Annotated in this window: 36 protein-coding genes; 3 read left to right on the forward strand and 33 right to left on the reverse strand. The window is 54.1% G+C overall.

The window, feature by feature from the left end; translation table 11 throughout:
• A partial coding sequence (locus tag AC222A_RS14465; protein ID WP_486775164.1) for a rhomboid family intramembrane serine protease occupies window positions 1-1,455 on the forward strand: 1,455 nt, incomplete at its 5' end.
• The gene (locus AC222A_RS14470; RefSeq protein ID WP_372758299.1) at window positions 1,452-2,810 is read left to right on the forward strand and encodes a hypothetical protein; all 1,359 of its coding nucleotides are present in this window, start codon (window positions 1,452-1,454) and stop codon (window positions 2,808-2,810) included. The genes AC222A_RS14465 and AC222A_RS14470, both read left to right, overlap by 4 nt.
• 88 nt (window positions 2,811-2,898) lie before the next feature.
• Here AC222A_RS14470 and ssb read toward each other — a convergent pair whose 3' ends face one another.
• Both ssb and AC222A_RS14480 read right to left on the reverse strand, forming a co-directional pair.
• Window positions 2,899-3,405 carry a single-stranded DNA-binding protein gene (ssb, locus tag AC222A_RS14475; protein ID WP_372763998.1) on the reverse strand — a complete coding sequence of 169 codons (507 nt, stop codon included), beginning with the start codon at window positions 3,403-3,405 and terminating at the stop codon, window positions 2,899-2,901.
• 91 nt (window positions 3,406-3,496) lie between these two features.
• Entirely contained in the window at window positions 3,497-4,858 is a 1,362-nt protein-coding gene (locus AC222A_RS14480) for an MFS transporter (protein WP_372763997.1), read from the reverse strand.
• Between the two features lie 209 nt (window positions 4,859-5,067).
• On the opposite strand from AC222A_RS14480, the gene uvrA reads away from it, so the two are divergent.
• Window positions 5,068-7,935, forward strand: a complete 2,868-nt coding sequence (uvrA, locus tag AC222A_RS14485) for an excinuclease ABC subunit UvrA (RefSeq protein ID WP_372763996.1) — start codon at window positions 5,068-5,070, stop codon at window positions 7,933-7,935.
• Here the strand turns inward: uvrA and AC222A_RS14490 are convergent.
• From AC222A_RS14490 to AC222A_RS14640, 31 genes are all read right to left on the reverse strand, one after another.
• Window positions 7,932-9,062 (reverse strand): GGDEF domain-containing protein, encoded by a 1,131-nt coding sequence (locus AC222A_RS14490; RefSeq protein WP_372758303.1) that lies wholly within the window; start codon window positions 9,060-9,062, stop codon window positions 7,932-7,934. The genes uvrA and AC222A_RS14490 overlap by 4 nt on opposite strands.
• A 142-nt stretch (window positions 9,063-9,204) precedes the next feature.
• Window positions 9,205-10,212 carry an LLM class F420-dependent oxidoreductase gene (locus tag AC222A_RS14495; RefSeq protein WP_372749170.1) on the reverse strand — a complete coding sequence of 336 codons (1,008 nt, stop codon included), beginning with the start codon at window positions 10,210-10,212 and terminating at the stop codon, window positions 9,205-9,207.
• Window positions 10,213-10,379: 167 nt separating this feature from the next.
• Window positions 10,380-10,772, reverse strand: coding sequence for a 50S ribosomal protein L17 (gene rplQ, locus AC222A_RS14500; protein ID WP_372749169.1), 393 nt, complete (start codon window positions 10,770-10,772; stop codon window positions 10,380-10,382).
• A 55-nt stretch (window positions 10,773-10,827) separates the two neighbouring features.
• Window positions 10,828-11,829 (reverse strand): DNA-directed RNA polymerase subunit alpha, encoded by a 1,002-nt coding sequence (locus AC222A_RS14505; RefSeq protein WP_372749168.1) that lies wholly within the window; start codon window positions 11,827-11,829, stop codon window positions 10,828-10,830.
• Window positions 11,830-11,865: 36 nt separating this feature from the next.
• Window positions 11,866-12,486, reverse strand: a complete 621-nt coding sequence (gene rpsD / locus AC222A_RS14510) for a 30S ribosomal protein S4 (RefSeq protein WP_372749167.1) — start codon at window positions 12,484-12,486, stop codon at window positions 11,866-11,868.
• A 26-nt stretch (window positions 12,487-12,512) separates the two neighbouring features.
• Window positions 12,513-12,899 carry a 30S ribosomal protein S11 gene (gene rpsK / locus AC222A_RS14515; protein ID WP_183410241.1) on the reverse strand — a complete coding sequence of 129 codons (387 nt, stop codon included), beginning with the start codon at window positions 12,897-12,899 and terminating at the stop codon, window positions 12,513-12,515.
• A gap of 108 nt (window positions 12,900-13,007) precedes the next feature.
• Complete coding sequence (rpsM, locus tag AC222A_RS14520; protein ID WP_372749166.1) at window positions 13,008-13,364, reverse strand: 30S ribosomal protein S13; 357 nt, start codon at window positions 13,362-13,364, stop codon at window positions 13,008-13,010.
• A gap of 109 nt (window positions 13,365-13,473) precedes the next feature.
• A complete protein-coding gene (rpmJ, locus tag AC222A_RS14525; RefSeq protein WP_183410239.1) occupies window positions 13,474-13,590 on the reverse strand; it encodes a 50S ribosomal protein L36 in 117 nt (38 codons plus the stop codon).
• Between the two features lie 30 nt (window positions 13,591-13,620).
• Window positions 13,621-14,949 carry a preprotein translocase subunit SecY gene (gene secY / locus AC222A_RS14530; protein WP_372783501.1) on the reverse strand — a complete coding sequence of 443 codons (1,329 nt, stop codon included), beginning with the start codon at window positions 14,947-14,949 and terminating at the stop codon, window positions 13,621-13,623.
• Window positions 14,950-14,961: 12 nt separating this feature from the next.
• Window positions 14,962-15,396: a 50S ribosomal protein L15 gene (rplO, locus tag AC222A_RS14535; RefSeq protein ID WP_372758669.1), complete on the reverse strand. Its 435-nt coding sequence runs from the start codon at window positions 15,394-15,396 to the stop codon at window positions 14,962-14,964.
• Window positions 15,397-15,411: 15 nt separating this feature from the next.
• Window positions 15,412-15,591: a 50S ribosomal protein L30 gene (rpmD, locus tag AC222A_RS14540; RefSeq protein WP_372747761.1), complete on the reverse strand. Its 180-nt coding sequence runs from the start codon at window positions 15,589-15,591 to the stop codon at window positions 15,412-15,414.
• 19 nt (window positions 15,592-15,610) lie between these two features.
• On the reverse strand, window positions 15,611-16,120 hold the full coding sequence (rpsE, locus tag AC222A_RS14545; RefSeq protein WP_372758655.1) for a 30S ribosomal protein S5: 510 nt from the start codon (window positions 16,118-16,120) through the stop codon (window positions 15,611-15,613).
• Window positions 16,121-16,130: 10 nt separating this feature from the next.
• A complete protein-coding gene (gene rplR, locus AC222A_RS14550; RefSeq protein ID WP_372758656.1) occupies window positions 16,131-16,481 on the reverse strand; it encodes a 50S ribosomal protein L18 in 351 nt (116 codons plus the stop codon).
• An 11-nt stretch (window positions 16,482-16,492) separates the two neighbouring features.
• Window positions 16,493-17,023: a 50S ribosomal protein L6 gene (gene rplF / locus AC222A_RS14555; protein WP_372758657.1), complete on the reverse strand. Its 531-nt coding sequence runs from the start codon at window positions 17,021-17,023 to the stop codon at window positions 16,493-16,495.
• A gap of 25 nt (window positions 17,024-17,048) precedes the next feature.
• Window positions 17,049-17,444, reverse strand: a complete 396-nt coding sequence (gene rpsH / locus AC222A_RS14560) for a 30S ribosomal protein S8 (RefSeq protein ID WP_372758658.1) — start codon at window positions 17,442-17,444, stop codon at window positions 17,049-17,051.
• A 49-nt stretch (window positions 17,445-17,493) separates the two neighbouring features.
• Entirely contained in the window at window positions 17,494-17,799 is a 306-nt protein-coding gene (gene rpsN / locus AC222A_RS14565) for a 30S ribosomal protein S14 (RefSeq protein WP_372758659.1), read from the reverse strand.
• A gap of 12 nt (window positions 17,800-17,811) precedes the next feature.
• The gene (gene rplE / locus AC222A_RS14570) at window positions 17,812-18,351 is read right to left on the reverse strand and encodes a 50S ribosomal protein L5 (RefSeq protein WP_372758660.1); all 540 of its coding nucleotides are present in this window, start codon (window positions 18,349-18,351) and stop codon (window positions 17,812-17,814) included.
• A gap of 17 nt (window positions 18,352-18,368) precedes the next feature.
• Window positions 18,369-18,680, reverse strand: coding sequence for a 50S ribosomal protein L24 (gene rplX / locus AC222A_RS14575; protein WP_372758661.1), 312 nt, complete (start codon window positions 18,678-18,680; stop codon window positions 18,369-18,371).
• 29 nt (window positions 18,681-18,709) lie between these two features.
• Entirely contained in the window at window positions 18,710-19,078 is a 369-nt protein-coding gene (rplN, locus tag AC222A_RS14580) for a 50S ribosomal protein L14 (protein ID WP_372758662.1), read from the reverse strand.
• A gap of 52 nt (window positions 19,079-19,130) precedes the next feature.
• Complete coding sequence (gene rpsQ / locus AC222A_RS14585) at window positions 19,131-19,397, reverse strand: 30S ribosomal protein S17 (RefSeq protein WP_372758663.1); 267 nt, start codon at window positions 19,395-19,397, stop codon at window positions 19,131-19,133.
• A gap of 2 nt (window positions 19,398-19,399) precedes the next feature.
• Window positions 19,400-19,591: a 50S ribosomal protein L29 gene (gene rpmC / locus AC222A_RS14590; RefSeq protein ID WP_486775165.1), complete on the reverse strand. Its 192-nt coding sequence runs from the start codon at window positions 19,589-19,591 to the stop codon at window positions 19,400-19,402.
• On the reverse strand, window positions 19,591-20,004 hold the full coding sequence (rplP, locus tag AC222A_RS14595; RefSeq protein WP_372758664.1) for a 50S ribosomal protein L16: 414 nt from the start codon (window positions 20,002-20,004) through the stop codon (window positions 19,591-19,593). Before rplP ends, rpmC begins: the two co-directional genes overlap by 1 nt.
• A 23-nt stretch (window positions 20,005-20,027) precedes the next feature.
• The gene (gene rpsC / locus AC222A_RS14600; RefSeq protein ID WP_372758665.1) at window positions 20,028-20,693 is read right to left on the reverse strand and encodes a 30S ribosomal protein S3; all 666 of its coding nucleotides are present in this window, start codon (window positions 20,691-20,693) and stop codon (window positions 20,028-20,030) included.
• 14 nt (window positions 20,694-20,707) lie between these two features.
• The gene (gene rplV / locus AC222A_RS14605; protein WP_372758666.1) at window positions 20,708-21,046 is read right to left on the reverse strand and encodes a 50S ribosomal protein L22; all 339 of its coding nucleotides are present in this window, start codon (window positions 21,044-21,046) and stop codon (window positions 20,708-20,710) included.
• A gap of 25 nt (window positions 21,047-21,071) precedes the next feature.
• Window positions 21,072-21,347 (reverse strand): 30S ribosomal protein S19, encoded by a 276-nt coding sequence (rpsS, locus tag AC222A_RS14610; RefSeq protein WP_372758667.1) that lies wholly within the window; start codon window positions 21,345-21,347, stop codon window positions 21,072-21,074.
• Window positions 21,348-21,381: 34 nt separating this feature from the next.
• Window positions 21,382-22,209 (reverse strand): 50S ribosomal protein L2, encoded by an 828-nt coding sequence (rplB, locus tag AC222A_RS14615; protein ID WP_372758668.1) that lies wholly within the window; start codon window positions 22,207-22,209, stop codon window positions 21,382-21,384.
• A gap of 15 nt (window positions 22,210-22,224) precedes the next feature.
• Window positions 22,225-22,521 (reverse strand): 50S ribosomal protein L23, encoded by a 297-nt coding sequence (gene rplW, locus AC222A_RS14620; RefSeq protein ID WP_372759761.1) that lies wholly within the window; start codon window positions 22,519-22,521, stop codon window positions 22,225-22,227.
• Window positions 22,518-23,138 carry a 50S ribosomal protein L4 gene (gene rplD / locus AC222A_RS14625; protein ID WP_372759760.1) on the reverse strand — a complete coding sequence of 207 codons (621 nt, stop codon included), beginning with the start codon at window positions 23,136-23,138 and terminating at the stop codon, window positions 22,518-22,520. The genes rplW and rplD overlap by 4 nt, the downstream gene beginning before the upstream one ends.
• Before the next feature lie 11 nt (window positions 23,139-23,149).
• Window positions 23,150-23,791: a 50S ribosomal protein L3 gene (gene rplC, locus AC222A_RS14630; protein ID WP_372759759.1), complete on the reverse strand. Its 642-nt coding sequence runs from the start codon at window positions 23,789-23,791 to the stop codon at window positions 23,150-23,152.
• Between the two features lie 131 nt (window positions 23,792-23,922).
• Entirely contained in the window at window positions 23,923-24,234 is a 312-nt protein-coding gene (gene rpsJ, locus AC222A_RS14635; protein ID WP_183410218.1) for a 30S ribosomal protein S10, read from the reverse strand.
• A 239-nt stretch (window positions 24,235-24,473) separates the two neighbouring features.
• A partial coding sequence (locus AC222A_RS14640; RefSeq protein ID WP_486775166.1) for an EF-Tu C-terminal domain-related protein occupies window positions 24,474-24,621 on the reverse strand: 148 nt, incomplete at its 5' end.

A 24,621-nucleotide genomic window follows, 5' to 3' on the forward strand; every position in this document is an offset into this window, starting at 1 on the left:
CGTAGCGAAAGGATTCCTATGCTGATTATTCCTACCGAAAAGCGTTTTGATTGGCAGCGCGCACCTGTGATGCTGTTATTTATTGTTTCAGCCAATTGCCTACTGTTCTTTTTTTACCAGAGTGCCGACAACGACAAGTATTACGAGGCCCTGCACCGGTATGCAAACAGTGGTTTTTTTGAGGTGGAGTGGCCGCAGTTTGAGCACTACCTTGAAAGCCGCGGTGAACACAGCGCGCTACTCACGCACCGCAACGCGCTGGCAGGTGACAACCAGGGCGAAGTGTGGGTCGCGCTGTTGCGCGACGCTGGCTTTTACACCTTCCTACAGCAGCGGCGCGATGCATTCTTAACGCCAGCACAACTCGACAAATGGGTAAATGAGCGCAGCCAGATTCACGCACTGATATTCAGCACGAGCGTTCTGCGTTTTGGGCTGACGCCGAGCGAGCTGTCGATCACCACCCTGTTCAGCCATCAGTTTTTGCACGGCGGCTTTATGCACTTGCTGGGCAATATGTTTTTCCTGGTGATCTGCGGCTTCACCGTTGAAGCGGCAATAGGCCCGTTGCGCTTTTTGGCCTTTTATCTGATTTCCGGACTGGCTGGCGGCCTGCTGTTCTATATCAGCAATACTTCCGGATCGACGCCACTGGTGGGGGCCTCTGGCGCGATCTCCGGGGTAATGGCCATGTATGTGGCTGCTTTTCGCCTTAAAAGAATCGAATTTTTCTATTGGTTCTTCATGTTCGTGGGTTTTATTCGCGCGCCGGCACTGTTGATCCTCGGCTTTTATATTGGCAAGGAGATACTGGACTACTACACCAACCCCCACTCCAATGTCGCTTACATGGCGCACGTCGGCGGTTTTATCGCGGGCAGTCTACTCATTCTGGGCGCTCTGCTGCTCAATCGAAACATTTTCGATTTCACCTACCTCGAGCAAGATCAGTCGATAGATCCCGCTCAAGAACAGCTGGCCGAGGTTTATTCGCTCATCGAAAAATACCGCTTTGGCCTAGCGTTAAAGACGCTTAACGCCTTGATCACCGAGCATGGCAACTCTCTGGAACGGGAAACATTGCGCTACAACCTGACAAAACTGCGGCCCGGCAAGGCCTTTCTTAACAGCCTGCACACATTGCTGCGACACAAACCGGGCAATGAGCGCGAACTTGCTCTGCTGCATAGCGTCTGGCGGGAAAACCCCGAGATTCGCCATACCCTCGACACCGACAGCCAAGTCCGACTTGCCCTGAACCTGACCAGTCCCGACTACCTGACAACGGCCGAAGACATTTTTAACGCCCTTCAACGCGACAAAGCAAACCACAGTGCACTTGGCGTTCTCGCACGAAGACTCTCACTGTGTTTCGAAGGACTGGGCAATGCCGCCAAGCACAAAACCTACAACGACTTTGCAGAGCGCGCGATCAGCGGGGGAAGCCTGCGATGAGGACCTGCCAATATCACCCCCTGCAAGCAGCCACATTTTCCTGTGCCAGCTGCGCAATAGACACCTGCGACCAGTGCAGCGATGAAAGCCCGGGATATCAACAGGTAAATTGCTTTGTCTGCGCTGGCAACCTTGCCCCGATTGCGACCAACAATCAGGCAGAGCCGTTTTGGCGCCGCTTTGAACAAGCCTTTCGCTATGCAGCGGCACCCCAAGCTCTGACCCTGATTCTTGGCCTATCTCTACTCACGTCAATCGCCGCCTACCTTCCCTTTTCCATCGTTTGGTACCTCGCGGCGTTTGCGGTACTGATGAAGTACAGCTTCAATTGCCTCCAGCATACCGCCGAAGGCCAGATGGAAGCCCCCGATATCGCGCCGGCGTTCACCGGCGGATTTTCTCTACTACTGCGACTGCTGCTCATTTTTATTGCGGTGGCTGCGTCGATCAGCCTGGTGTACAGCATCGCGGGCCCAGTGATCGCAGGGATCGTCGGCATCATTGCCATTGCAGCGCTACCCGCCAGCATCATCATTTTTGCCATGACCGACCGGCTCGGTCGCGCGGTCAATCCACTTCAAGCCTTGCAACTGATGGGCACCATCGGCCTGCCGTACGGCCTGCTACTCGGGGTATTGGTGGTGATGTCCGGCTCGGTACAGGTAATCTCGCAACTATTCGGCGAGCTGGCTCTGCTGCTGAACAGCGGCGTATCAAACTATTACACCATCGTCAGCTTCCACATCATGGGCTATATGCTGTTTCAGTATCAGGCTGAGCTGGGTTACGAAAGCGAGGCGAGTGCGACACCGCCGCCATCTCGGGAACTGGAAAGCTGGGCACTAGCGAAAGCTCGAGTACTGGTACAAGCCGGACGCTATGACCAGGCAGACAAGCACCTGCGACAGGCTCTCAAGAAGCTACCGGGCAACAATACCTTACACAGTCGTTACCTGGAGTTTTTACTGGCAACCCACAGTCCATTGCGACCGAAAACCAGTGACCGCCTGCGCGAATTTGCCTGCCGCTACCTGAAGTTCTTACTTAGAAAAAATCTCGACTACAAGCTAAGTGCAGCTTACCTGCGCATACGCAAAGCTTTACCGGACTACCAGCCAGACTGCGCCGAACTACGCTTTGCTCTTGCCAGAGCCTGTCGCAGCGCCGGGCAACCAAATGAGGCCCTGACACTGTTGAATGGCCTGCACAAAACCTTTCCCGATTACAAAGAGCTGATACCGGCTTACCAGCTTATGGCGGACACCCTTGAGGAGACGCCGGGCATGGCTTCACAGGCGCAAAAGTGTCGGGTTTTGCTGAAGAAACTGGTGCAGCGCAAGCGCCTGTCTGCTTAAGCCCTAGGCCAAAACGAAAAAGCCCAGCAATAGCTGGGCTTTGGTATGGACTTAAGCGTAAAACGTTACGTTTTACATAAAACGCAGTCTAGAACGGAATATCGTCATCAAAATCGTCAAATCCACCCGCAGGCTGCTGGGGAGGTTGATTCTGTTGCGGTGGCTGGTTCTGCTGTGGGGCCGACTGCTGCGGCTGACGACGCTGCTGAGGCGGCGCCTGATTGTAGCTCCCCTCATCCATACCGCCACCCATGCCGCCTCGCGAATCAAGCATTTGCATTTCGTTGGCGACGATTTCCGTCGTATAGCGATCCTGACCGTCCTGCCCCTGCCATTTACGGGTGCGCAGCGAGCCTTCCACGTAAACCTTGGAGCCTTTCTTCAGGTACTCACCGGCGATTTCGGCCAGACGGTTGAAAAACACCACACGGTGCCACTCAGTGCGCTCCTGCGGCTGCCCCGTGCTCTTGTCCTTCCAGGTTTCGCTGGTGGCGAGGGTGACATTGGTGACCGCACCGCCAGAGGGCATATAGCGGGTTTCCGGATCCTGGCCCAAATTGCCGATCAGGATAACTTTGTTGATTCCTCGCGCCATGCAGCACTCCCTTTTATTGAGCTCAGATCAAACGAGCACTATAAACAAATTCGCCCGGCCTCACTAGTGGAGGGCAAGGCTCTGTCGGCCACTACGCCGAGATCAGCTCGTCCAGCCGACGCCGATCAAAATCGCTCGCCACCTTGATATAGATCACCGGTTCGCCGGCAATCACCGTGATATCCAGCACGTCAGGCCATTCACGCAGGCGCTCCAACACAGACTTACGCCGCTGTTCGTCGCGACCGATCTCCACCGCCAGATTCGGTGCGGGCGCAGGAACCCGCTGCTTCAGCGCAACTAACAGCCAGACCAGGCCCACCGCCGCACAGAACAGAAAAACGCCTGACAGCCCCCAGCGCGCCATCAATATCCCGCCGACGCTGCCGCCAACGAAGGCACCAAAAAACTGAAAACTTGAGAAAATACCCATCGCCGTACCACGCCCACCCGGATAGACGGTGCGACTAAGCAGTGAAGGCAGGTTAGCTTCAAGCAGGTTAAACACGACAAAAAACACTAACAGCGCTAACAAGAACAGGACCAGACTACCGGCAGACAGGGCCATGCCCAGCGCCGAAAGGCCTAACAGGGAGACCGCCACCAAAATCATGGCTTTCACTCGCCCCCGACGCTCAGCCATCACCATCGCCGGCACCATGATCAGAAACGCCAGAAACAGCATGGGCAGGTAGATCTGCCAGTGCCGGGATATGTCCAGCCCCATGGTTTCAAGATAGGTGGGCACCGCCACAAACTGCGCGGTAATCATCAGGTGCAGGGCAAAAACCCCAACATTGAGCCGCATCAGATCGGCATCACCGAGACAGCGACGTATCATTTCCGGTACCGAGCGCACTTCCGCATTGGTGGTAAGGCGACTGGCGGTGGGCACCGTGCTCCACAACAGCACCATGCCGATCACTGCCAGCGCGGCGGTAAGCCAAAACAATCCCGCAAGGCCGGTATGGCTGCTGATAATGGGCCCCAACACCAGGGCGACAGCAAACGAAAGCCCAATACTGGCACCGATACCCGCCATCGCCTTACTGCGGTGCTGCTCGCGGGTAAGGTCCGCCAGAAGTGCAGTGAGGGTACTGGCGATGGCACCGGCGCCCTGTAGAAAGCGCCCTGCAATCAAGCCCCAGATAGTGTCGGCCGACGCGGCCATAAGGCTACCTGCGACAAACAGCAGCAGCCCTGCAAAGATTACCGGTTTGCGCCCAATACGATCTGACAGGAGCCCCAGAGGAATCTGCAGGCAGGCCTGACTGAGCCCGTAGATGCCTACTGCCAGCCCAACTAGCGCCCCCGTGCTGCCTTCATACTGTGGCGCATACACCGCCAGCACCGGCAGCACCAAGAACAGGCCGAGCATGCGAAAAATGTAGAGCAGGGACAACGAGAAAACAGCGCGTTTCTCGACGCCGGTCATTCTATCCGGGTGAGTCAATGGGAACCCTGTCGTGATTGATCTAAAGCGGCGCCCGCCTCCGGTACTATCCGAAGCACGCAGCGTGGCATGGCAAAGCCGGGTATTTTAGCAGCTGCACCCCCTCGCGTGAAAGCGACCACTTTGCACCCGGCCCTGCTGAAACTTTATACTTGTTCGGTTCAGCCCGGGGAATCCGCATTTCACCCCGGAACAATCAGAGAGAGCGCATGGATCATATACTGGTACGGGGTGCCCGCACCCACAACCTCAAGAATATCGACTTGGAAATTCCCCGGGACAAGCTGGTGGTCATTACCGGCCTGTCAGGTTCCGGCAAATCGTCCCTAGCCTTTGACACCCTTTACGCCGAGGGGCAGCGTCGCTACGTGGAATCGCTCTCCACCTACGCCCGTCAATTCCTATCCATGATGGACAAACCTGATGTCGACCATATAGAGGGTCTGTCGCCGGCGATCTCCATCGAGCAAAAGTCTACGTCCCACAACCCCCGCTCCACAGTGGGCACCATCACCGAAATCTACGATTATCTGCGCCTGCTGTTTGCGCGTGTTGGTGAACCGCGCTGCCCCACCCACGGCCAGGCCCTTGAGGCTCAGACCATCAGTCAGATGGTGGATACCGTGCTGGCCATGCCAGAAGGCAGTAAGTTGATGCTGTTAGCCCCCATGATCAGCAACCGTAAGGGCGAGCATCTGCATATCTTCGAGCAGCTGCGTCGCGACGGTTTTGTCCGGGTGCGGGTAAACGGCATCGTCTGCGACCTGGACGATGTGCCCAAGCTCGACAAAAAGAAAAAGCACACCATCGAGGTGGTGGTTGACCGCTTTAAGGTTCGCGACGACCTTAAACTGCGGCTGGCGGAGTCTTTCGAAACAGCACTGAACCTGACCGGAGGCATCGCCGTGGTCAGTCAGATGGATGCTAAGTCGAGTGCGGCCGACATTGTGTTTTCGTCGCTGTTTGCCTGCACAGAATGTGGCTATTCGCTGTCTGAACTTGAGCCCAGACTGTTTTCCTTTAACAGCCCGATGGGCGCCTGCAGCAGCTGCGACGGACTCGGCCTGCGCCAGTTTTTTGATGAAAGCCGAGTAGTGCAACACCCCGAAGCAAGTCTTTCCACCGGTGCCATTCGCGGCTGGGATCGTCGCAGCGTGTACTACTTTCACCTGCTCACTTCGCTGGCCGAACACTACGGTTTCGATGTAGACACGCCCTTTGAAGAACTGTCAAAAGCCCACCAGAAAAAGATTCTACACGGCAGCGGCGATGAGGAAATTCAGTTCACCTACATCAACGACCGCGGCGACAGTTTCAAGCGCAAGCACCGCTTCGAGGGCGTCATACCCAATATGGAGCGACGCTACCGCGAAACCGAATCCATGTCGGTACGAGAAGAGCTAGCCAAGTTTCTCAGCACACAGCCCTGTCCGGACTGCGGCGGCACGCGCTTGCGAAGCGAAGCGCGCAATGTCTTTCTCGACGACCACACACTGCCGTCGATTGCGGCCATGCCCGTCGCCGATGCGCGCCAGTATTTTGATTCGTTGAGCCTGAGCGGACGGCGCGGCAAGATCGCAGAAAAAATTCTTAAAGAGTTACGCGAGCGACTGACCTTTCTGGTCGATGTTGGACTGAACTACCTGACACTCGATCGCAGCGCAGACACATTATCGGGCGGTGAGGCGCAGCGTATCCGGCTGGCAAGCCAGATCGGCGCCGGCCTGGTTGGCGTTATGTATATCCTCGATGAGCCGTCCATCGGACTGCATCAGCGCGACAATGAGCGGCTGCTCAACACCTTGATTCATCTGCGTGATCTGGGCAACACCGTCATTGTTGTGGAACACGATGAAGACGCCATTCGCGCGGCAGACTTTGTGCTCGACATTGGCCCCGGAGCTGGTGTGCACGGTGGGCAGGTAGTTGCTCAGGGCAAACTTAAGGATATCCTGAACAATCCCCAGTCGCTGACCGGCCAGTATCTCAGTGGCAAGAAATCCATCGCCATCCCAGCGCAGCGCAACGCGCCTGACCCGGAACGTCAGCTAGTGCTCGCCGGCGCCACGGGCAACAACCTGAAAGATGTAACGCTGCATATACCCCTGGGCTTGATGACCTGTATCACCGGAGTTTCAGGCTCCGGCAAATCCACATTGATCAATCACACGCTCTACCCGATTGCCGCAACAGAACTCAATGGTGCCACCACGCTAACGCCTTCGGCTTACGAGAGCATTGAAGGGCTCGATCAAATCGACAAATGCATCGACATTGACCAAAGCCCAATCGGTCGCACGCCCCGCTCAAATCCGGCCACCTATACCGGGATTTTTACGCCAGTACGCGAATTGTTTGCCGGCACTCAGGAAGCGCGCTCGCGTGGTTATAAAGCCGGTCGCTTCAGCTTTAACGTAAAGGGTGGACGCTGCGAAGCCTGCCAGGGCGATGGTGTAACCAAAGTGGAAATGCACTTTCTGCCCGACGTATACGTGCCGTGCGACGTTTGTAATGGCAAACGCTATAACCGTGAAACACTGGAAATACATTACAAAGGTAAGAATATCCATGAAGTATTGGATATGACCGTGGAAGATGCTGCGGGCTTTTTTGAAAATGTCCCTGCCATCAAGAAAAAGTTGGACACGCTGGTTGATGTTGGCCTGTCGTATATCCGCCTGGGGCAAGCGGCGACAACCCTCTCAGGGGGAGAGGCCCAACGGGTAAAACTGGCCCGCGAATTGTCCAAGCGAGACACGGGTAAGACCCTGTATATTCTCGACGAGCCAACCACCGGCCTGCATTTCTACGATATTCAACAGCTGCTGAACGTACTCCATCGCTTGCGCGACCATGGCAATACGGTAGTCGTCATTGAACACAACCTCGACGTCATCAAAACAGCTGACTGGATCGTGGATCTTGGGCCGGAAGGCGGTAGCGGCGGCGGTGAGATCATCGCCGAAGGCACACCGGAAGACGTGGCTGCCATCGAAGCCTCTCACACGGGCCGCTTCCTCGCCTCTCTGGTGAAGCCAACTAAACGCAAAAGCGCCAAATCAGTGAAGAGCGCCTAGTTCGACATCGGAGCAGTAGCGTGACCCGACGTGCTCAGATGTCGGGTCTCACGCTTGTTGTCGTACATCCGTTCGTCTGCGACGTGCAGCAGAGCTTCGAGGGACGTTGCATCGTGCGGGTAGTAAGCCATGCCCGTGCTCGCCGCTATGGATACACTTTGCCCGTTGCGGAAGTTGATAGGCTGCTGCATCTGGCGACCCAATCGATCCATAACCAGCCCTGCTATGCGTGAATCGATAGTTTCGCTGAGTAAAATCGCAAACTCATCGCCAGCCAAACGACAGACAAAATCCTGCTGACGAACAGATTTTCGCAGGCGATCGGCAAAAACCTTCAGCACCCGGTCGCCAATCGCGTGCCCGTAGTCGTCGTTAATGGGTTTGAAATTGTCCAGGTCTATGTAGATCAGGGTAAAGGGCGTACGTGTGGTTTTGGCGGAATCCAGCATAGCTTTCAACCGTGCGTAAAAGGCGGTGCGGTTTGGCAAGGCTGTTAGGTCGTCCTGCTGCGCGACTTCAAGCAGCTTTTTACGATAAGCCAGATTGCTGCGCTCATAAAATACGATCATAACGATCATGGAGAGATAAGCGACGGTGACGTGGATAAACTCACCAATCGCCGCATCGGCCGTATTATTGATATTGGGGAACTCGACGCCCGCCAGCTCGCTGACGCTTCCGGCAAAAATGGTAGCGTAGGTCAAAACCGCCCAGATCAACCCCGGTTTGAGACCCAGCAATACAAAGGCAAATACCGGCGGGATAAACAGCATCGCCACAGAGACACTGCCGAGTGGGCCACCAAGGAAAGCCACGACGGCAGCGACGGTGAGAAATATAACCGTCAGAGACAGGTTTACCGCCAGTTGGAAGCGGTTGCTGAGAAAGAACAGAGCCAGCGTGCCAAGCAGAGACGCCTGAAGCGGAACCGTGAAGGCCAGCGTCCACCACAGCTCACTTGGCGGCTGTCCACTGAAACCAATGGCGTATACCTGGGTACTTAACACTATCACTATCAGCGCGACGTTCACCGCTACGAAAAGCTCATAGCGGTGTATATCGCGCGATCGCGGCGCGTGTTCATCCATAATCAGCGTATCGACTAACCGCCGCGGCAAAAGATTCATTATTTTGTCCCGGGGAAACGTGACCCCGTTCGCGCATTCTAGTTTTTTCTATAACTATCATGCACTGGTCGTTTTATCAACAACAACCTGAATCGACCGCGCTACGAGCCTCCAAACCTGGACACTCAGGGTATGCGAGTACTTACAATACGAGTTCCGCCATATCTCGGAGCAGCGAGTTATCGCCCATCACCAACAGCGACGTAACGGGCGAGTCTTTCCAGGCCTCGAGTCGCTCCTTGATCCGATCCTTCGATCCGGACAATGAAATCTCGTCGGCAAACTGATTAGGCACAACGTTGATGGCCTCTTCCTGTTTGCCCTCGAAAAACAACTCCTGAATCTTGTCAGCCTCGGCCTCGAAGCCCATCCGCGACATTAATTCTTTGTGGAAATTGCGCTTTTTCGAACCCATGCCGCCTATATAAAAAGCCAACATCGCTTTTACTGGATACAGCGCCTGCTCAAGGTCGTCATTGATATTAACCATGGCCATAGCGGAAATTTCAAACCCGTCCTTCGCCCCCTTGAGCTGATCTGCATAGACCTCCTGCCGATAGGGCGAATAATAAAGCGGTAACCAACCATCGGCTATTTCTGCGGTCTGCGCGACATTCTTGGGGCCTTCGGCGCCGAGAAAGATTGGCATGTCTTTGCGCAGCGGGTGAGTAATCGGCTTGAGGGGCTTACCCATGCCCCAGGCTCCCGGGCCCTTGTAGGGCAGCGGGTAATGTTCGCCGTCGTTTGTTACGGGAGCTTCGCGAGCCATTACTTGGCGAATGATGTTCACGTATTCACGAGTCCGCGCGACCGGCTTGCTGAACGGCTGACCATACCAACCTTCCACGACTTGAGGCCCGGAAACGCCCAAACCCAGAATCATTCGCCCGCCAGACATGTGGTCGAGCGCTAGCGCCGACATGGCACAAGCGGTCGGCGTACGCGCTGACAACTGAGCCACCGAGGTACCTAGTCGAATTTTAGAGGTATGGGCGCCTATCCACGCCAAAGGTGTGAACGCGTCATTACCCCAGGACTCTGCGGTCCAAACTGAGTCATAGCCAAGCTTCTCGGCTTCCTGAGCCAATTCAACGTGTGAGTTGCCCGGCGCCAACGCCCCCCAGTAACCCAATTGCAGACCCAGTTTCATAACACGCTCTCCCGGCTTCGTTGATTCTGGTAGGAGAGTGAGGTTACCGAAAGCCTGCCAGCGCCGCCATGCACAGATCAGTCAAAATGGTGACAAATAAGCTCAAGCGCACTGAGCGGGCACAAAAAAGCCGGCACATGGCCGGCTTTTCGGGTACTGCAGAGTACTTACTCTTCGGTATCGTCTTCGTCTTCTTCAACGACCGGACGATCAACCAGCTCAACATAGGCCATCGGCGCGCTGTCGCCGTCACGGAAGCCACATTTCATGATGCGAATGTAGCCGCCGGGGCGTTCCTGGTAGCGCGGACCAAGCTCGGTGAAGAGCTTGCCAACCGCTTCTTTGCTACGCAGACGGTCAAAAGCCAAACGACGGTTGGCAACGCTGTCCTGCTTGGCCAGAGTAATCAGTGGCTCGGCGTGACGACGCAGCTCTTTCGCTTTCGGCAGAGTGGTCTTGATAAGTTCGTGCTCAACCAATGAGGCAGTCATATTGCGGAACATCGCTTTGCGGTGAGAACTGTTCCGGTTCAACTGACGTCCACTGTGACGGTGACGCATGGCTTTATTCCTTTACGTTGTGCTATCTCAGCAAGCTAATACTTCAAAACCGGGCTTATACAAGAACCCGGTCATCATTCTTCAGGCTGGCGGGCGGCCAGTTATCCAGACGCAGACCCAGTGACAGACCACGGGAAGCCAGAACGTCTTTGATTTCAGTCAGCGACTTCTTACCCAAGTTCGGGGTTTTCAGCAGCTCGACTTCTGTGCGCTGCACCAGATCACCGATGTAGTAGATGTTTTCTGCTTTCAGGCAGTTAGCTGAGCGGACGGTCAGCTCAAGGTCATCTACCGGACGCAGCAGAATGGGATCTACTTCGTCTTCTTCACGTGCAGGCTCGGAATCACCTTCGCTCTCCAGGTCAACAAACACAGCCAGTTGCTGCTGCAGAATTGTCGCGGCGCGGCGAATCGCCTCTTCCGGATCAATCGTGCCGTTTGTCTCGAGGTCCAGAACCAGTTTGTCCAGGTCAGTACGCTGCTCAACACGTGCGCTTTCAACCACATAGGCAACCCGGTTGATTGGGCTGAACGTAGCATCCAGACTCAAACGACCGATACTACGGGTCTCTTCTTCACCGGTGTCACGCGCGTCGGCCGGCACATAGCCGCGACCGCGTGCAACGGTAAGACGCATGTTCAACTCACCGACTTCATTCAAGGTGGCAATCACATGCTCGGGATTCTTGATCTCGACATCGTGATCTACCTGAATATCGCCGGCAGTAACAACACCCGGGCCTTTCTTGCTCAGGTTAAGAACAGCCTGATCTTTACCGTTCATGACAACCGCGACGCCTTTCAGGTTCAGAAGAACTTCAATTACATCTTCTTGAACACCTTCCATCGCGCTGTATTCGTGCTGAACGCCATCAATTTCAACTTCAGTGATGGCACAACCCGGCATGGAAGACAGCAGGATGCGGCGCAGGGCGTTACCCAGCGTATGACCAAAACCGCGCTCGAGTGGCTCAAGAGTTACCTTGGCACGGGTTTCGCTCTGCTCGTCCACCTGAATCACGCGGGGTGTGAGAAATTCGTTCACTGCACTCTGCATAGTTTCACCTGTAGTGAGATTAACTGGGCTGACAACTTACTTAGAGTAAAGCTCAACAATCAAATGCTCGTTGATCTCTGAAGAGAGGTCAGTGCGATCTGGATTGGCTTTAAAAGTGCCTTCCATTTTGTCCGCGTTTACGTCAATCCAGCCGATGTCACCGCGCTGAGCGGCCAACGCCATCGCAGATTTAATGCGCAGCTGGTTTTTTGACTTTTCACGAACAGAGACCACGTCGCCAGGTTTAACCTGATACGAGGCAATGTTAACAGTCTGACCGTTAACCGCGATGGCCTTGTGGGATACCAGCTGACGAGCTTCAGCGCGAGTAGCACCGAAACCGATACGGTAAACCACGTTATCGAGGCGCGACTCAAGCAGGCGCAGCAGGTTTTCACCAGTAGCACCTTTCAGGCGCGCAGCCTCTTTGTAGTAATTGCGGAATTGCTTTTCCAGAACGCCATACATACGGCGAACCTTTTGCTTTTCACGCAACTGGACACCGTAGTCTGACAAACGACCACGACGCGCACCGTGCATACCCGGTGCTGTTTCAGCCTTGCATTTCGAATCCAGAGGACGGACGCCGCTCTTGAGAAACAGGTCAGTGCCTTCCCGTCTGGAGAGTTTGCAGCTAGGGCCTATGTAACGAGCCATACCATGTATTCCTGTTTATCTGTTAATTACACGCGACGTTTTTTCGGCGGACGGCATCCATTGTGCGGGATGGGCGTCACGTCGGTAATATTGGTGATTTTGTATCCGCAGTTGTTCAACGCGCGGACAGCAGATTCACGACCGGGCCCTGGACCTTTAACTTCGACGTCCAGGTTTTTGAGGCCGTAGTCCTTCGCAGCTTCACCAGCGCGCTCAGCAGCTACCTGCGCAGCGAACGGGGTGCTCTTACGTGAACCACGGAAACCGCTACCACCGGCAGTTGCCCAGCTCAGGGTGTTGCCCTGGCGGTCAGTGATGGTAACGATCGTGTTATTAAATGATGCGTGGATATGGGCAACGCCATCCACTACGGTTTTCTTTACCTTTTTACGGGTAGAACCGGGCTTAGCCATGTTTACGTCCTATCTCTAATATCAACACTACACATTGTCTTCAGCCTGAGCCGGACGGGGTGTAGCTACACTAAAGCGGAAACCAAAAGTCGCAGATACTAACAAACGTTACTTGCGAATCGGTTTACGCGGGCCTTTACGGGTGCGGGCATTGGTTTTCGTGCGCTGTCCACGAACTGGCAAGCTACGACGATGACGCAGACCACGGTAGCAGCCCAGGTCAAGCAGACGCTTGATGTTCATAGATACTTCGCGACGAAGATCACCTTCAACCTGGATTTTGCCGATTTCATTACGCAGCAAATCCAGTTGCTCTTCGTTCAGATCACCAATTTTGGCATCTTCCGCTACACCCGTTGCCGCACACAGACTTTTGGCTGTGGTGCGACCGATTCCGTAGATGTAAGTCAACGAAATCACGGCGTGTTTGTTATCTGGTATGTTTACACCAGCAATACGAGCCATTTATAACACTCCAAACAATAATTCCGGGTTCAAACCCGGTACCCAGCCTTGATGCAGCGGGCTACCGCACGCGAAAGGCGCGATAGTCTATACGCAAGGCCCAGACAAATCAACCCTGACGCTGCTTATGGCGCGGTTCTGCAGAGCAGATAACCCGTACCACACCTTTGCGGCGAACCATTTTACAGTTGCGGCAAATTTTCTTTACTGATGCGCGCACTTTCATTTCAACTTCTCCTGAAAACCGGGCCGGCTCTTAACGCAGGCCGCCACCGTAATTTTTGAGGTTTGCCTTTTTCATCACTGACTCATATTGATGAGACATGAGATGCGACTGAACCTGTGCCATGAAATCCATAACCACCACAACCACGATCAGCAGCGAGGTACCGCCCAGATAAAAGGGCACATTCCACATCACTACCAAGAACTGCGGCAGCAGACAAACCAGCGCAATATACAGTGAACCGAACATGGTCAGGCGGGTTAATACGCCATCTATGTAATTCGCTGTTTGCGCACCTGGACGAATACCGGGCAGGAACGCACCGGACTTCTTCAGGTTCTCTGCAACTTCATTCGGGTTGAACATCAACGCCGTATAGAAGAAGCAGAAGAAAACGATCAATACTGTGAACAACAGGATGTTCAACGGCTGGCCGGGACCAATCGCGAGAGCAACCTCCTGCAGCCACTCCATCCCTTCGTCACCGCTCTGCCCAAACCACTGCGCTATAGACGCCGGAAACAGCAGGATCGAGCTTGCAAAAATGGCTGGGATAACACCCGCCATGTTGACCTTGAGCGGCAGATGGCTGCTCTGGGCCTGATACATCTTGCGACCGCGCTGTTGCTTGGCATAGTTGACGGTGATACGACGCTGGCCGCGCTCGATAAACACCACCAGATAAATCACCGCAATTGCCAGCGCGAGGATACCCAGCAACACCAGAATGTTGATCTCACCCTGACGCGCCTGCTCCAGCGATTGCACAACTGCGGCCGGCAGGCCCGCCACAATACCGGCAAAGATCAACAGCGAAATCCCGTTGCCGATCCCGCGCTCGGTGATCTGTTCACCCAGCCACATCATGAACACTGCGCCAGTTACCAGTGAAACTACGGCAACAAAATAAAACGCAAAGTTCGGCTCAAATGCGAGGCCTTGATTGCCCATACCGACGGCCATACCAGTACCCTGGAGGGTCGCCAACGCTACCGTAAGATAGCGAGTGTATTGGGTAATCTTGCGTCGCCCAGCTTCACCTTCTTTCTTAAGCGCTTCGAGCTGCGGGCTCACCGCCGACATCAGCTGCATAATAATAGATGCAGAGATGTAAGGCATGATGCCGAGCGCGAGTATACTCATCCGCTCCAGAGCACCACCGGAAAACATGTTGAACAGCCCCAGAATCGTACCTTGATTCTGGTTAAACAGTGCTGCCAGCTGATCCGGGTTGATGCCAGGTACTGGAATATGGGTGCCGATGCGATAAACAATTATCGCCAGCAGTACAAAACGAAGGCGAGCAAACAGCTCGCCTAATCCTGCCTGATTGATGGACCCCGGTCCTGGCTTCGCCATGCTGTACCCCGATTAGTCTTCGACTTTACCGCCAGCTTTTTCAATCAGCTCACGTGCGCCTTTTGTCACAGCCAATCCCTTGATGGTTACTGCCTTGGTCAACTCACCAGACAGGAACACTTTGGCACGCTCAATGTTGGTGCCTACGATGTCGGCGCGCTTGAGCGCATCGAGATCGATTACATCAGCATCAACTTTCGCCAGCTCAGCCGTACGCACCTGGGCAGTTACCCGCGCCAGACGAGATGTAAAGCCGTACTTCGGCAGACGCTTCTGCAAGGGCATTTGACCGCCTTCGAAACCGGGGCGTACTTTACCGCCGGAACGAGACTTCAAACCCTTGTGACCGCGGCCACCGGTTTTACCCAGGCCACTACCAATACCGCGTCCGCGGCGCTTAGCATCTTTCGTGCGACCGGGCGCTGGGCTCAATGTATTCAAACGCATATCTGAGCTCATCACTTAATCCTCAACACGAACCATGTAATTAACTTTATTGATCATGCCGCGAACAGAAGGAGTATCTTCGACTTCAACGGTATGACCAATCCGGCGCAGACCCAATCCTGCCACGCAGGCTTTATGAGCTTGCAGACGGCCTGATGTAGACCGGGTTTGGGTTACTTTGATCGTTTTCGCCATGGTTCCAATTCCAGCTCGTTTAGCTTGTAATCTCTTCGACTGACTTACCGCGCTTGGCAGCAACATCTTCCGGCGATGAAATTGCTTTCAGGCCGTTGATGGTAGCGCGAACCACGTTTACCGGGTTGGTCGAGCCGTAGCACTTCGCCAGTACGTTATGAACGCCGGCAATTTCAAGTACTGCGCGCATCGCACCACCGGCAATTACGCCAGTACCTTCTGATGCAGGCTGCATGTATACCTTGGATGCACCGTGGCGTGCCTTCACCGGGTACTGAATAGTGTGGCCATTCAGATCCACCTGGATCATGTTGCGACGCGCGGCTTCCATGGCTTTCTGGATAGCGACCGGCACTTCACGCGCCTTGCCACGACCGAAACCTACTTTGCCATTACCATCGCCAACAACAGTCAATGCGGTGAAGCCGAAGATCCGACCACCTTTAACCACTTTAGCGACGCGGTTTACCTGAACCAGCTTTTCCTGCAGGCCTTCGGTATTGTCTTTACTTTTCTGCTCGTATGCCATTGCTCGCCTCTTAGAATTCCAAGCCGCCTTCACGTGCAGCGTCAGCCAGTGCTTTAACACGGCCGTGGTAACGGAAACCGCTACGGTCAAACGCTACACTGGTAACACCGGCAGCCTTGGCACGCTCGGCAATTAACTTGCCTACACTTGCTGCAGCATCTGCATTACCCGTTGCATTACCGCGCAACTCCTTGTCGAGCGTAGACGCACTGGCCAGCACCTTGTCACCCTCGGCTGTAGTAACCTGGGCGTACATGTGGCGCGGTGTGCGATGTACGGTCAAGCGGACTGCACGAAGTTCACGCATTTTGACACGTGAGCGACGGGCGCGACGTAATCTTGAATCTCTCTTTACGCTCATAATCTCAGCCTTTACTTCTTCTTCGCTTCTTTACGGCGGACGTACTCATCCGCGTAACGCACACCCTTGCCTTTATATGGCTCTGGCGGACGGAAGGCGCGAATTTCAGAAGCGACCTGACCCAACAATTGTTTGTCTGCAGCTTTCAGCACGATCTCAGTCTGACTGGGAGTTTCAGCAGAAACGCCCTTTGGCAGCTGATAATCGATTGGGTGTGAGAAACCCAGCGTCAAGTTAACAGTGTTTCCGGAAGCTTTAGCTCGATAACCAACACCGTTCAGCTGAAGCTTTCGTTCGAACCCCTGGCTAACACCGACAACCATGTTGTTGACGAGTGCGCGGGTAGTACCCGCCATCGCCCAGCCGCCTTTTGGGTCACGAGGAGCGAACACCAGAGTGTTCTCTTCCTGCTTGACTTCAACGGACGCATGGATCGCCAGTGTCAGGTTCCCGTTAGAACCCTTGATCGCGATGTCGCTGTCGCCCAGCTTGACCTCGACGCCCTTGGGGATGCTTACCGGGTCTTTAGCTACTCTAGACATTTTGTAAACTCGCCAATATCAATCTTTAGAAGACGGTACAGAGTACTTCGCCACCAACACCGGCAGCACGGGCTGCTCGGTCAGTCATCACACCTTTGCTGGTGGAGACAATGGCAACACCCAATCCGCCGCGTACTTTCGGCAGCTCATCTTTCCCGGCGTAGGTACGGAGACCGGGACGGCTGGAGCGCTGAATTTCAGCGATAACCGGCTTGCCTTGGAAATATTTCAGGTCGATAACCAGTTGCGCTTTCGCGCCATCTTGCTCAACACGATGACCTGCGACGTAACCTTCTTCCAACAATACGTTAGCAACGGATTGCTTTAACTTTGAAGACGGCATAGCAACGCTGGTCTTTCCTGCCATTTGAGCGTTGCGGATGCGGGTCAACATATCCGCCAACGGGTCTTGCATGCTCATGTTCTGCTCCCAACTCTGGCCGGAGTGACCGGCGCCACAATACTCTTGATTACCAACTGGCCTTAACCAGGCCAGGAACGTCACCGCGCATCGCTGCTTCACGCAGCTGGTTACGGCACAGGCCAAACTTGCGGTAAACCGCATGTGGACGGCCAGTCAGCTGGCAGCGACGCTGCTGACGGATAGGACTGGCATTGCGGGGCAATTTCTGCAGCGCAATCTGCGCATCCCACTTTTCTTCATCAGAAGCCGACTGGCTGCTGAGGATTGCTTTCAATTCAGCACGCTTCGCCGCGTATTTAGCGACCGTTTTAGCTCGCTTGGCTTCACGGGCTTTCATTGACTGCTTTGCCATAATCTCTACCCTTTAGTTCTTGAATGGGAATTTGAATGCTTTCAACAAAGCTCGACCTTCATCGTTGTTACGCGCTGAAGTGGTAATGGTGATATCCAGACCACGCAGCTTGTCGACTTTGTCGTATTCAATTTCCGGAAAAATAATCTGTTCTGTTACGCCCATCGCGAAGTTGCCGCGACCGTCAAATGACTTCGGGCTGATGCCGCGAAAGTCGCGAACACGAGGGATCGCAATGCTGATCAGGCGCTCCAGGAAGTCATACATACGCTCGCCGCGCAGTGTAACTTTGGCACCGATCGGCCAACCATCACGAATCTTAAAGCCCGCGATGGATTTGCGCGCTTTGGTGACAACTGGTTTTTGACCAGCGATACGCTCCAGATCAGCAACTGCGCTGTCCAGAACCTTCTTGTCGCCCACAGCCTCACCAACACCCATGTTCAGTGTGATCTTAGTGATGCGCGGAACTTCCATTACGTTCGCCAAGCCAAGCTCTTCTTTCAGCTTGCTGCGCAATTCTGTGTCGTAGAGCTCTTTCAGATTCGCCATGTTCTTTTCCAACCAACTTACGCGTCGATTACTTCGCCGCTGGATTTAAAAATGCGTACTTTCTTACCGTCTTCTACCTTAAAGCCAACACGGTCAGCCTTGCTGGTAGCCGGATTGAAGATAGCGATGTTAGAAATCTGGATCGCCGCTTCTTTCTCAACGATGCCGCCGGCTACACCTGCCTGCGGATTGGCGCGCTGGTGTTTTTTCACCATGTTTACGCCAGCAACCAATACACGCTCACCGAGTACTTTACGTACCTTGCCGCGCTTACCTTTGTCTTTACCGGTGATGACGATTACTTCGTCATCCTTTTTGATCTTACGCATTCTGCTTCAACCCTTTCCGTTACCGTGCCTTACAGCACTTCCGGTGCCAGAGAGATAATTTTCATGAATCGTTCGCTGCGAAGCTCCCGAGTCACCGGCCCAAAAATACGCGTACCGATCGGTGCCAGGTTGTTGTTCAGCAGCACCGCAGCGTTATCGTCAAAACGGATCACAGAACCGTCCCCACGACGCACACCCTTTTTGGTACGAACTACAACAGCGCTCATAACCTGGCCTTTCTTCACTTTGCCACGCGGAATCGCCTCTTTAACGGAAACCTTGATCAGATCTCCAACGCGCGCGTAGCGTCGGTGTGAACCACCCAGCACTTTGATACACATAACGCGACGGGCACCGCTGTTATCTGCTACATCCAAATACGATTGTGTTTGAATCATGTCCTACCCCAAACCCTTATCTGTGTATCACTACCGATTACACAACAGCCGCTTAAACTTCGGCGGCACTCTCTTCGATCCGCAACAGAGTCCAGGACTTTGTTTTGGACAATGGACGAGTCTCGCTGATGGTTACCAAGTCGCCACTCTTGCACTCGTTGTTCTCGTCGTGCGCATGAATCTTGGAAGACTTGGTGATGTACTTGCCGTACACCGGGTGCTTCACTCGACGCTCAACGAGGACAGTGATGGTTTTTTCCATCTTGTCACTGACCACTCTACCGGTGGCAGTACGTGCATTGTTTGATGCTTCCGCCATTATCAGTTACCTGCCTTTTGTTTGAACACTGTCTTGACGCGCGCGATATCTTTGCGAGCCTGCGTCAACAGATGAGTCTGTGCTAGTTGGCCTGTAGACTTCTGAATGCGCAGCTTGAATTGCTCTTCCAGCAACTTCAGCAGTTCACCGTTCAGCTCATCAACAGACTTTTCACGTAATTCTGCTGCTTTCATCACATCACCGACCGTTTAACAAATGTGGTTGCTATCGGCAGCTTGGCAGCCGCGAGCGAAAATGCCTCACGCGCCAACTCCTCAGAAACACCCTGGACTTCATACAGCACTTTGCCAGGCTGAATCTGGGCAACCCAGTATTCAACATTACCCTTACCTTTACCCTGACGTACTTCCAGGGGCTTTTGGGTGATGGGCTTATCGGGAAATACCCGAATCCAGATTTTTCCGCCCCGCTTAATGTGGCGTGTCATTGCTCGACGAGCAGCTTCGATCTGACGCGCAGTAATGCGGCCGCGACCGGTTGCTTTCAAGCCAAACTCACCGAAGCTCACTTTGCTACCACGGTGCGCCAAACCGCGATTGCGGTTTTTCATCTGCTTGCGAAATTTAGTACGCTTCGGCTGTAACATTTTGCGTAACCCTTAACCTGTTCTTACTTCGCTTTAGTCTCAGCGCCCTGTACGGCACCCGTGTCGAGGATCTCGCCTTTGAAGATCCAGACTTTCACACCGATAATGCCGTAGGTAGTCGCGGCTTCTGCGGTGGCGTAGTCTATGTCGGCGCGCAGTGTGTGCAGCGGAACGCGACCTTCGCGATACCACTCGGTGCGCGCGATTTCAGCGCCACCCACACGTCCACTCACCTGAATTTTGATACCTTCAGCACCCTGGCGCATGGCGTTCTGTACTACACGCTTCATGGCTCGGCGGAACATCACACGACGTTCCAATTGCTGACAAACATTCTGAGCGACCAGTTTTGCGTCGAGGTCAGGCTTGCGCACTTCTTCAATGTTGATGTGCACCGGCACACCCATGCGTGCAGTCAGTTGCTTACGCAGCAATTCAACGTCTTCACCCTTCTTACCGATAACTATACCGGGGCGAGCGGTGTGAATCGTGATGCGAGCAGTTTGCGCTGGGCGCTCGATAACCACACGGCTAACCGAAGCGTTGGCCAGTTTCTTCTCAATCAGTTCGCGAACCTGCAAATCAGTTATCAACTGCTTTGCGTAGTTCTTGTTGCCCGCATACCAGATTGAGTTATGCTCTTTAACGATCCCCAGACGAATTCCAGTCGGGTGTACTTTCTGACCCATATGGTCTCTCCTACCTAGCCTTCGCTATCGGCGACTTTTACAGTGATATGACAAGATCTCTTAAGAATGCGATCGGCACGGCCTTTCGCACGCGGACGCAGACGTTTCATCGTCATACCCTCGTCCACAAAGATCGTCGACACCTTCAGCTCATCAACATCGGCACCTTCGTTGTGCTCTGCATTTGCGATCGCAGAGTTCAGCACTTTCTTGACGATGCCTGCCGCCTTTTTAGTGCTAAAAGACAAAATGTCCAATGCTTCTTCAACGCCCTTGCCACGAATCTGGTCGGCAACCAGTCGAGCTTTCTGGGCAGAAATTCTTGCACCGCTTAAACGTGCTGCAACTTCCATCGTATTAGCCTCTTTTCAGCCTGGCTTAACGCTTGGCTTTCTTGTCCGCTGCGTGACCTTTATAGGTACGAGTCGCAGCAAATTCACCCAGTTTGTGCCCAACCATGTCCTCTGAGACAAGTACCGGCACATGTTGGCGACCGTTGTGTACCGCGATCGTCAAACCCACCATCTCCGGCGAAATCATCGAGCGACGCGACCAGGTCTTGATCGGACGACGATCATTCTTTTCCGCTGCCGTTTCTACCTTCTTCATCAAGTGAAGATCGATAAACGGACCTTTTTTTAGAGAACGTGGCACAAGCTTTTCCTCTCTATCCCAATAACCGCCGGTCTTACTTGCGACCGCGACGGCGTACAATCAGATCATTAGTGCGCTTGTTCTTGCGCGTCTTGTAACCCTTGGTGGGCACACCCCATGGTGTAACCGGATGACGGCCACCGGAAGTACGACCTTCACCACCACCGTGCGGGTGATCTACAGGGTTCATCGCCACACCGCGTACGGTAGGACGAACACCGCGCCAACGTGTGGCACCGGCTTTACCCAACTTGCGCAGACTGTGCTCGCTGTTGGACACCTCACCCAAGGTTGCTCGGCAATCAGCCAACACCTTGCGGGTTTCGCCACTGCGCAATCGCAGGGTGGCGTACTGACCTTCGCGAGCAACCAGCTGCGCCGATGTACCAGCACTGCGCGCCAGCTGAGCACCTTTTCCAGGCTTCATTTCGATACAGTGCACTGTGCTACCGACCGGAATGTTACGCAGCGGCAATGCACTACCGACTTTGATCGGCGCACTCTGACCGGACAGCACCGGATCACCAGCTTTCAAACCCTTCGGCGCAATGATGTAGCGACGCTCACCATCGGCGTACAGAACCAGCGCGATATTCGCGGTGCGGTTCGGATCATACTCCAGACGCTCTACCTTGCCTGGAATGTTGTCCTTGTTACGCTTGAAATCGATAATGCGGTAATGCTGCTTATGACCACCACCAACGTGACGGACAGTAATCCGGCCATTGTTGTTGCGACCACCGTTTCTGCCCTGCTTCTCGATCAGCGCCTTGTATGGAGCACCTTTGTGCAGATCAGGATTTACCACCCGAACTACAAAACGGCGACCTGGCGATGTCGGCTTGCTTTTTACAATTGCCATCTATCCCGCTCCAGCTTATTCCACAACCGCAAAGTCGATGTCTTGACCTTGCGCCAGGCTTACATAAGCCTTTTTCCAGTTCGGCTTTTTGGCTTGACCAAAGCGATTGCGCTTGACCTTACCTTTTACATTCAGCGTGCGAACCTGGACAACATCAACCTTGAACAGCTTTTCTATAGCTGCCTTGATCTCCAACTTGTTCGCGTCTGACGCAACCTTAAAGACCACCTGGTTGCCACTGTCTGCGCTCATCGCCGCCTTTTCGGAGACGTGCGGCCCTTTCAGAACCTTGTAGAGTCGCTCTGCATTCATGCCAACATCTCCTCAAGCTTTTTCAGCGCCGGCACGGTGACCAGAACCTTTTCAAAAGCCACCAGACTGACCGGATCAACACCTTGAACATCGCGCACTTCAACCTTATGCAGGTTACGCGAGGCCAGATAAAGATTCTCACTTACCTCGTGAGACACGATCAAACCACCGCTGAGCCCATAATCAGCCAGTGACTTCACCAGTGATTTAGTTTTCGGCGCATCTAACTCAAAATCTTCAACCACGATCAGGCGATCCTGACGAGCGAGCTCCGACAAAATCGAACGCAGCGCAGCGCGGTACATCTTGCGATTAACCTTCTGGCTGTGATCCTGCGGCTTGGCAGCAAATGTTACGCCGCCGCTACGCCAGATCGGCGATCGAGTCGTACCAGCTCGGGCACGACCAGTACCCTTTTGGCGCCAGGGTTTCTTGCCACCACCACTCACTTCTGAGCGGGTCTTCTGTGCACGCGTACCCTGACGGGCACCAGCCAGATAGGCAGTTACAACCTGGTGAACCAGATCTTCATTAAACTCGCGAGCAAAAGCGACGTCAGATACCTGAACCGTTCCAGCTGCCGCCCCGTTACCGGGTTTCGCAATACTCAGTTCCATTGCTTACCCCCTTAGGAATTCTTGACCTTGACGGCAGGACGCACAATTACGTCTCCACCGGGCGCACCAGGTACGGCACCTTTCACCAGAATCAGGTTACGCTCAGCATCGACGCGAACAACTTCCAGCGTCTGCACGGTGACACGCTCGGCACCCATATGGCCAGCCATCTTTTTACCCTTAAATACGCGACCGGGAGTTTGACACTGACCAATAGAGCCAGGCGCACGGTGCGACAGAGAGTTACCGTGAGTCGCGTCCTGAGTACGGAAATTCCAGCGCTTCACACCGCCCTGAAAACCCTTACCTTTAGACTGACCAGTAACATCGACTTTTTGTCCCGCCTCAAACTGGGCGACAGTCAGCTCGGAGCCAAGCTCCACAGCCTCTTCACCTTCGAGACGAAACTCCCAGAATCCGCGACCGGCTTCGACACCCGCTTTCGCGAATTCACCAGCTTGGGACTTTTTGACACGCGAGGCCTTGCGAGTACCTGCGGTAACCTGAATGGCGCGATAACCATCGCTATCGCTATCTTTGACTCGAGTTACGCGATTAGGAGAAACCTCAATCACCGTAACCGGAATTGAAACGCCGTCGTCTGTAAAAACGCGGGTCATACCGCTCTTGCGGCCGACCAATCCAATAGCCATTTCCTTAACCTCTCAGTGTACGGGGCTTGCACCCTCTATGGCCACGCTTCGTAGCGTGTTACACAACCCGAAGCTTTTGACCTTCAAAAACCCGGGCGGGTTTTAAATTTTGTCTTTAAAACCGTCTCTGATTAGCCGAGGCTAATCTGAACTTCCACACCAGCCGCCAAATCCAATTTCATCAACGCATCCACAGTTTTTTCTGTGGGCTCTACGATATCCAGCAACCGCTTGTGAGTACGAATCTCGTATTGATCACGAGCATCCTTGTTCACGTGCGGCGAGACCAGCACTGTGTATCGCTCTTTGCGCGTCGGCAGCGGAATCGGTCCGCGTACCTGGGCGCCAGTGCGCTTAGCAGTATCTACAATCTCTTGCGTTGACGCATCGATCAGACGGTGGTCAAAAGCCTTTAAACGAATTCGAATCCGTTGATTTTGCACCTGACCAACACTCCCATCCCGAAAATTCTTCAGGTTCCGGCAATTTTGTTGCGCGGACTAACCCGAAAAATGGAAGCGGCATTCTATAGATGGCCCAGGGTACTGTCAACAACTATTTTGGCGCTATCGACTGTTTTCCCCACGCCTGCCGCTCATAAATACAGAAACAGACTAAAAAGGGAGGCTAGCCGCCTCCCTTTCCTCCACAGCCCTGGCCGGGCCGCGAACCAAAGCGCCGATTATTCGACGATTTTGGCAACAACACCCGCACCAACGGTACGGCCGCCTTCACGAATCGCAAAGCGCAGACCTTCTTCCATCGCAATCGGTGCGATCAGAGTCACGTCCATCTTCACGTTGTCGCCAGGCATAACCATCTCGGTGCCT

Source organism: Litorivivens sp. (assembly GCF_057445395.1).

Coding starts and splice junctions, on each gene's coding strand:
- AC222A_RS14470 (WP_372758299.1), top strand. CDS start 1,452: ATGAGGACCTGCCAATATCACCCCCTGCAAGCAGCCACATTTTCCTGT.
- ssb (WP_372763998.1), bottom strand. CDS start 3,405: ATGGCGCGAGGAATCAACAAAGTTATCCTGATCGGCAATTTGGGCCAG.
- uvrA (WP_372763996.1), top strand. CDS start 5,068: ATGGATCATATACTGGTACGGGGTGCCCGCACCCACAACCTCAAGAAT.
- AC222A_RS14490 (WP_372758303.1), bottom strand. CDS start 9,062: ATGAATCTTTTGCCGCGGCGGTTAGTCGATACGCTGATTATGGATGAA.
- AC222A_RS14495 (WP_372749170.1), bottom strand. CDS start 10,212: ATGAAACTGGGTCTGCAATTGGGTTACTGGGGGGCGTTGGCGCCGGGC.
- rplQ (WP_372749169.1), bottom strand. CDS start 10,772: ATGCGTCACCGTCACAGTGGACGTCAGTTGAACCGGAACAGTTCTCAC.
- AC222A_RS14505 (WP_372749168.1), bottom strand. CDS start 11,829: ATGCAGAGTGCAGTGAACGAATTTCTCACACCCCGCGTGATTCAGGTG.
- rpsD (WP_372749167.1), bottom strand. CDS start 12,486: ATGGCTCGTTACATAGGCCCTAGCTGCAAACTCTCCAGACGGGAAGGC.
- rpsK (WP_183410241.1), bottom strand. CDS start 12,899: ATGGCTAAGCCCGGTTCTACCCGTAAAAAGGTAAAGAAAACCGTAGTG.
- rpsM (WP_372749166.1), bottom strand. CDS start 13,364: ATGGCTCGTATTGCTGGTGTAAACATACCAGATAACAAACACGCCGTG.
- rpmJ (WP_183410239.1), bottom strand. CDS start 13,590: ATGAAAGTGCGCGCATCAGTAAAGAAAATTTGCCGCAACTGTAAAATG.
- secY (WP_372783501.1), bottom strand. CDS start 14,949: ATGGCGAAGCCAGGACCGGGGTCCATCAATCAGGCAGGATTAGGCGAG.
- rplO (WP_372758669.1), bottom strand. CDS start 15,396: ATGCGTTTGAATACATTGAGCCCAGCGCCCGGTCGCACGAAAGATGCT.
- rpmD (WP_372747761.1), bottom strand. CDS start 15,591: ATGGCGAAAACGATCAAAGTAACCCAAACCCGGTCTACATCAGGCCGT.
- rpsE (WP_372758655.1), bottom strand. CDS start 16,120: ATGGCATACGAGCAGAAAAGTAAAGACAATACCGAAGGCCTGCAGGAA.
- rplR (WP_372758656.1), bottom strand. CDS start 16,481: ATGAGCGTAAAGAGAGATTCAAGATTACGTCGCGCCCGTCGCTCACGT.
- rplF (WP_372758657.1), bottom strand. CDS start 17,023: ATGTCTAGAGTAGCTAAAGACCCGGTAAGCATCCCCAAGGGCGTCGAG.
- rpsH (WP_372758658.1), bottom strand. CDS start 17,444: ATGAGCATGCAAGACCCGTTGGCGGATATGTTGACCCGCATCCGCAAC.
- rpsN (WP_372758659.1), bottom strand. CDS start 17,799: ATGGCAAAGCAGTCAATGAAAGCCCGTGAAGCCAAGCGAGCTAAAACG.
- rplE (WP_372758660.1), bottom strand. CDS start 18,351: ATGGCGAATCTGAAAGAGCTCTACGACACAGAATTGCGCAGCAAGCTG.
- rplX (WP_372758661.1), bottom strand. CDS start 18,680: ATGCGTAAGATCAAAAAGGATGACGAAGTAATCGTCATCACCGGTAAA.
- rplN (WP_372758662.1), bottom strand. CDS start 19,078: ATGATTCAAACACAATCGTATTTGGATGTAGCAGATAACAGCGGTGCC.
- rpsQ (WP_372758663.1), bottom strand. CDS start 19,397: ATGGCGGAAGCATCAAACAATGCACGTACTGCCACCGGTAGAGTGGTC.
- rpmC (WP_486775165.1), bottom strand. CDS start 19,591: ATGAAAGCAGCAGAATTACGTGAAAAGTCTGTTGATGAGCTGAACGGT.
- rplP (WP_372758664.1), bottom strand. CDS start 20,004: ATGTTACAGCCGAAGCGTACTAAATTTCGCAAGCAGATGAAAAACCGC.
- rpsC (WP_372758665.1), bottom strand. CDS start 20,693: ATGGGTCAGAAAGTACACCCGACTGGAATTCGTCTGGGGATCGTTAAA.
- rplV (WP_372758666.1), bottom strand. CDS start 21,046: ATGGAAGTTGCAGCACGTTTAAGCGGTGCAAGAATTTCTGCCCAGAAA.
- rplB (WP_372758668.1), bottom strand. CDS start 22,209: ATGGCAATTGTAAAAAGCAAGCCGACATCGCCAGGTCGCCGTTTTGTA.
- rplW (WP_372759761.1), bottom strand. CDS start 22,521: ATGAATGCAGAGCGACTCTACAAGGTTCTGAAAGGGCCGCACGTCTCC.
- rplD (WP_372759760.1), bottom strand. CDS start 23,138: ATGGAACTGAGTATTGCGAAACCCGGTAACGGGGCGGCAGCTGGAACG.
- rplC (WP_372759759.1), bottom strand. CDS start 23,791: ATGGCTATTGGATTGGTCGGCCGCAAGAGCGGTATGACCCGCGTTTTT.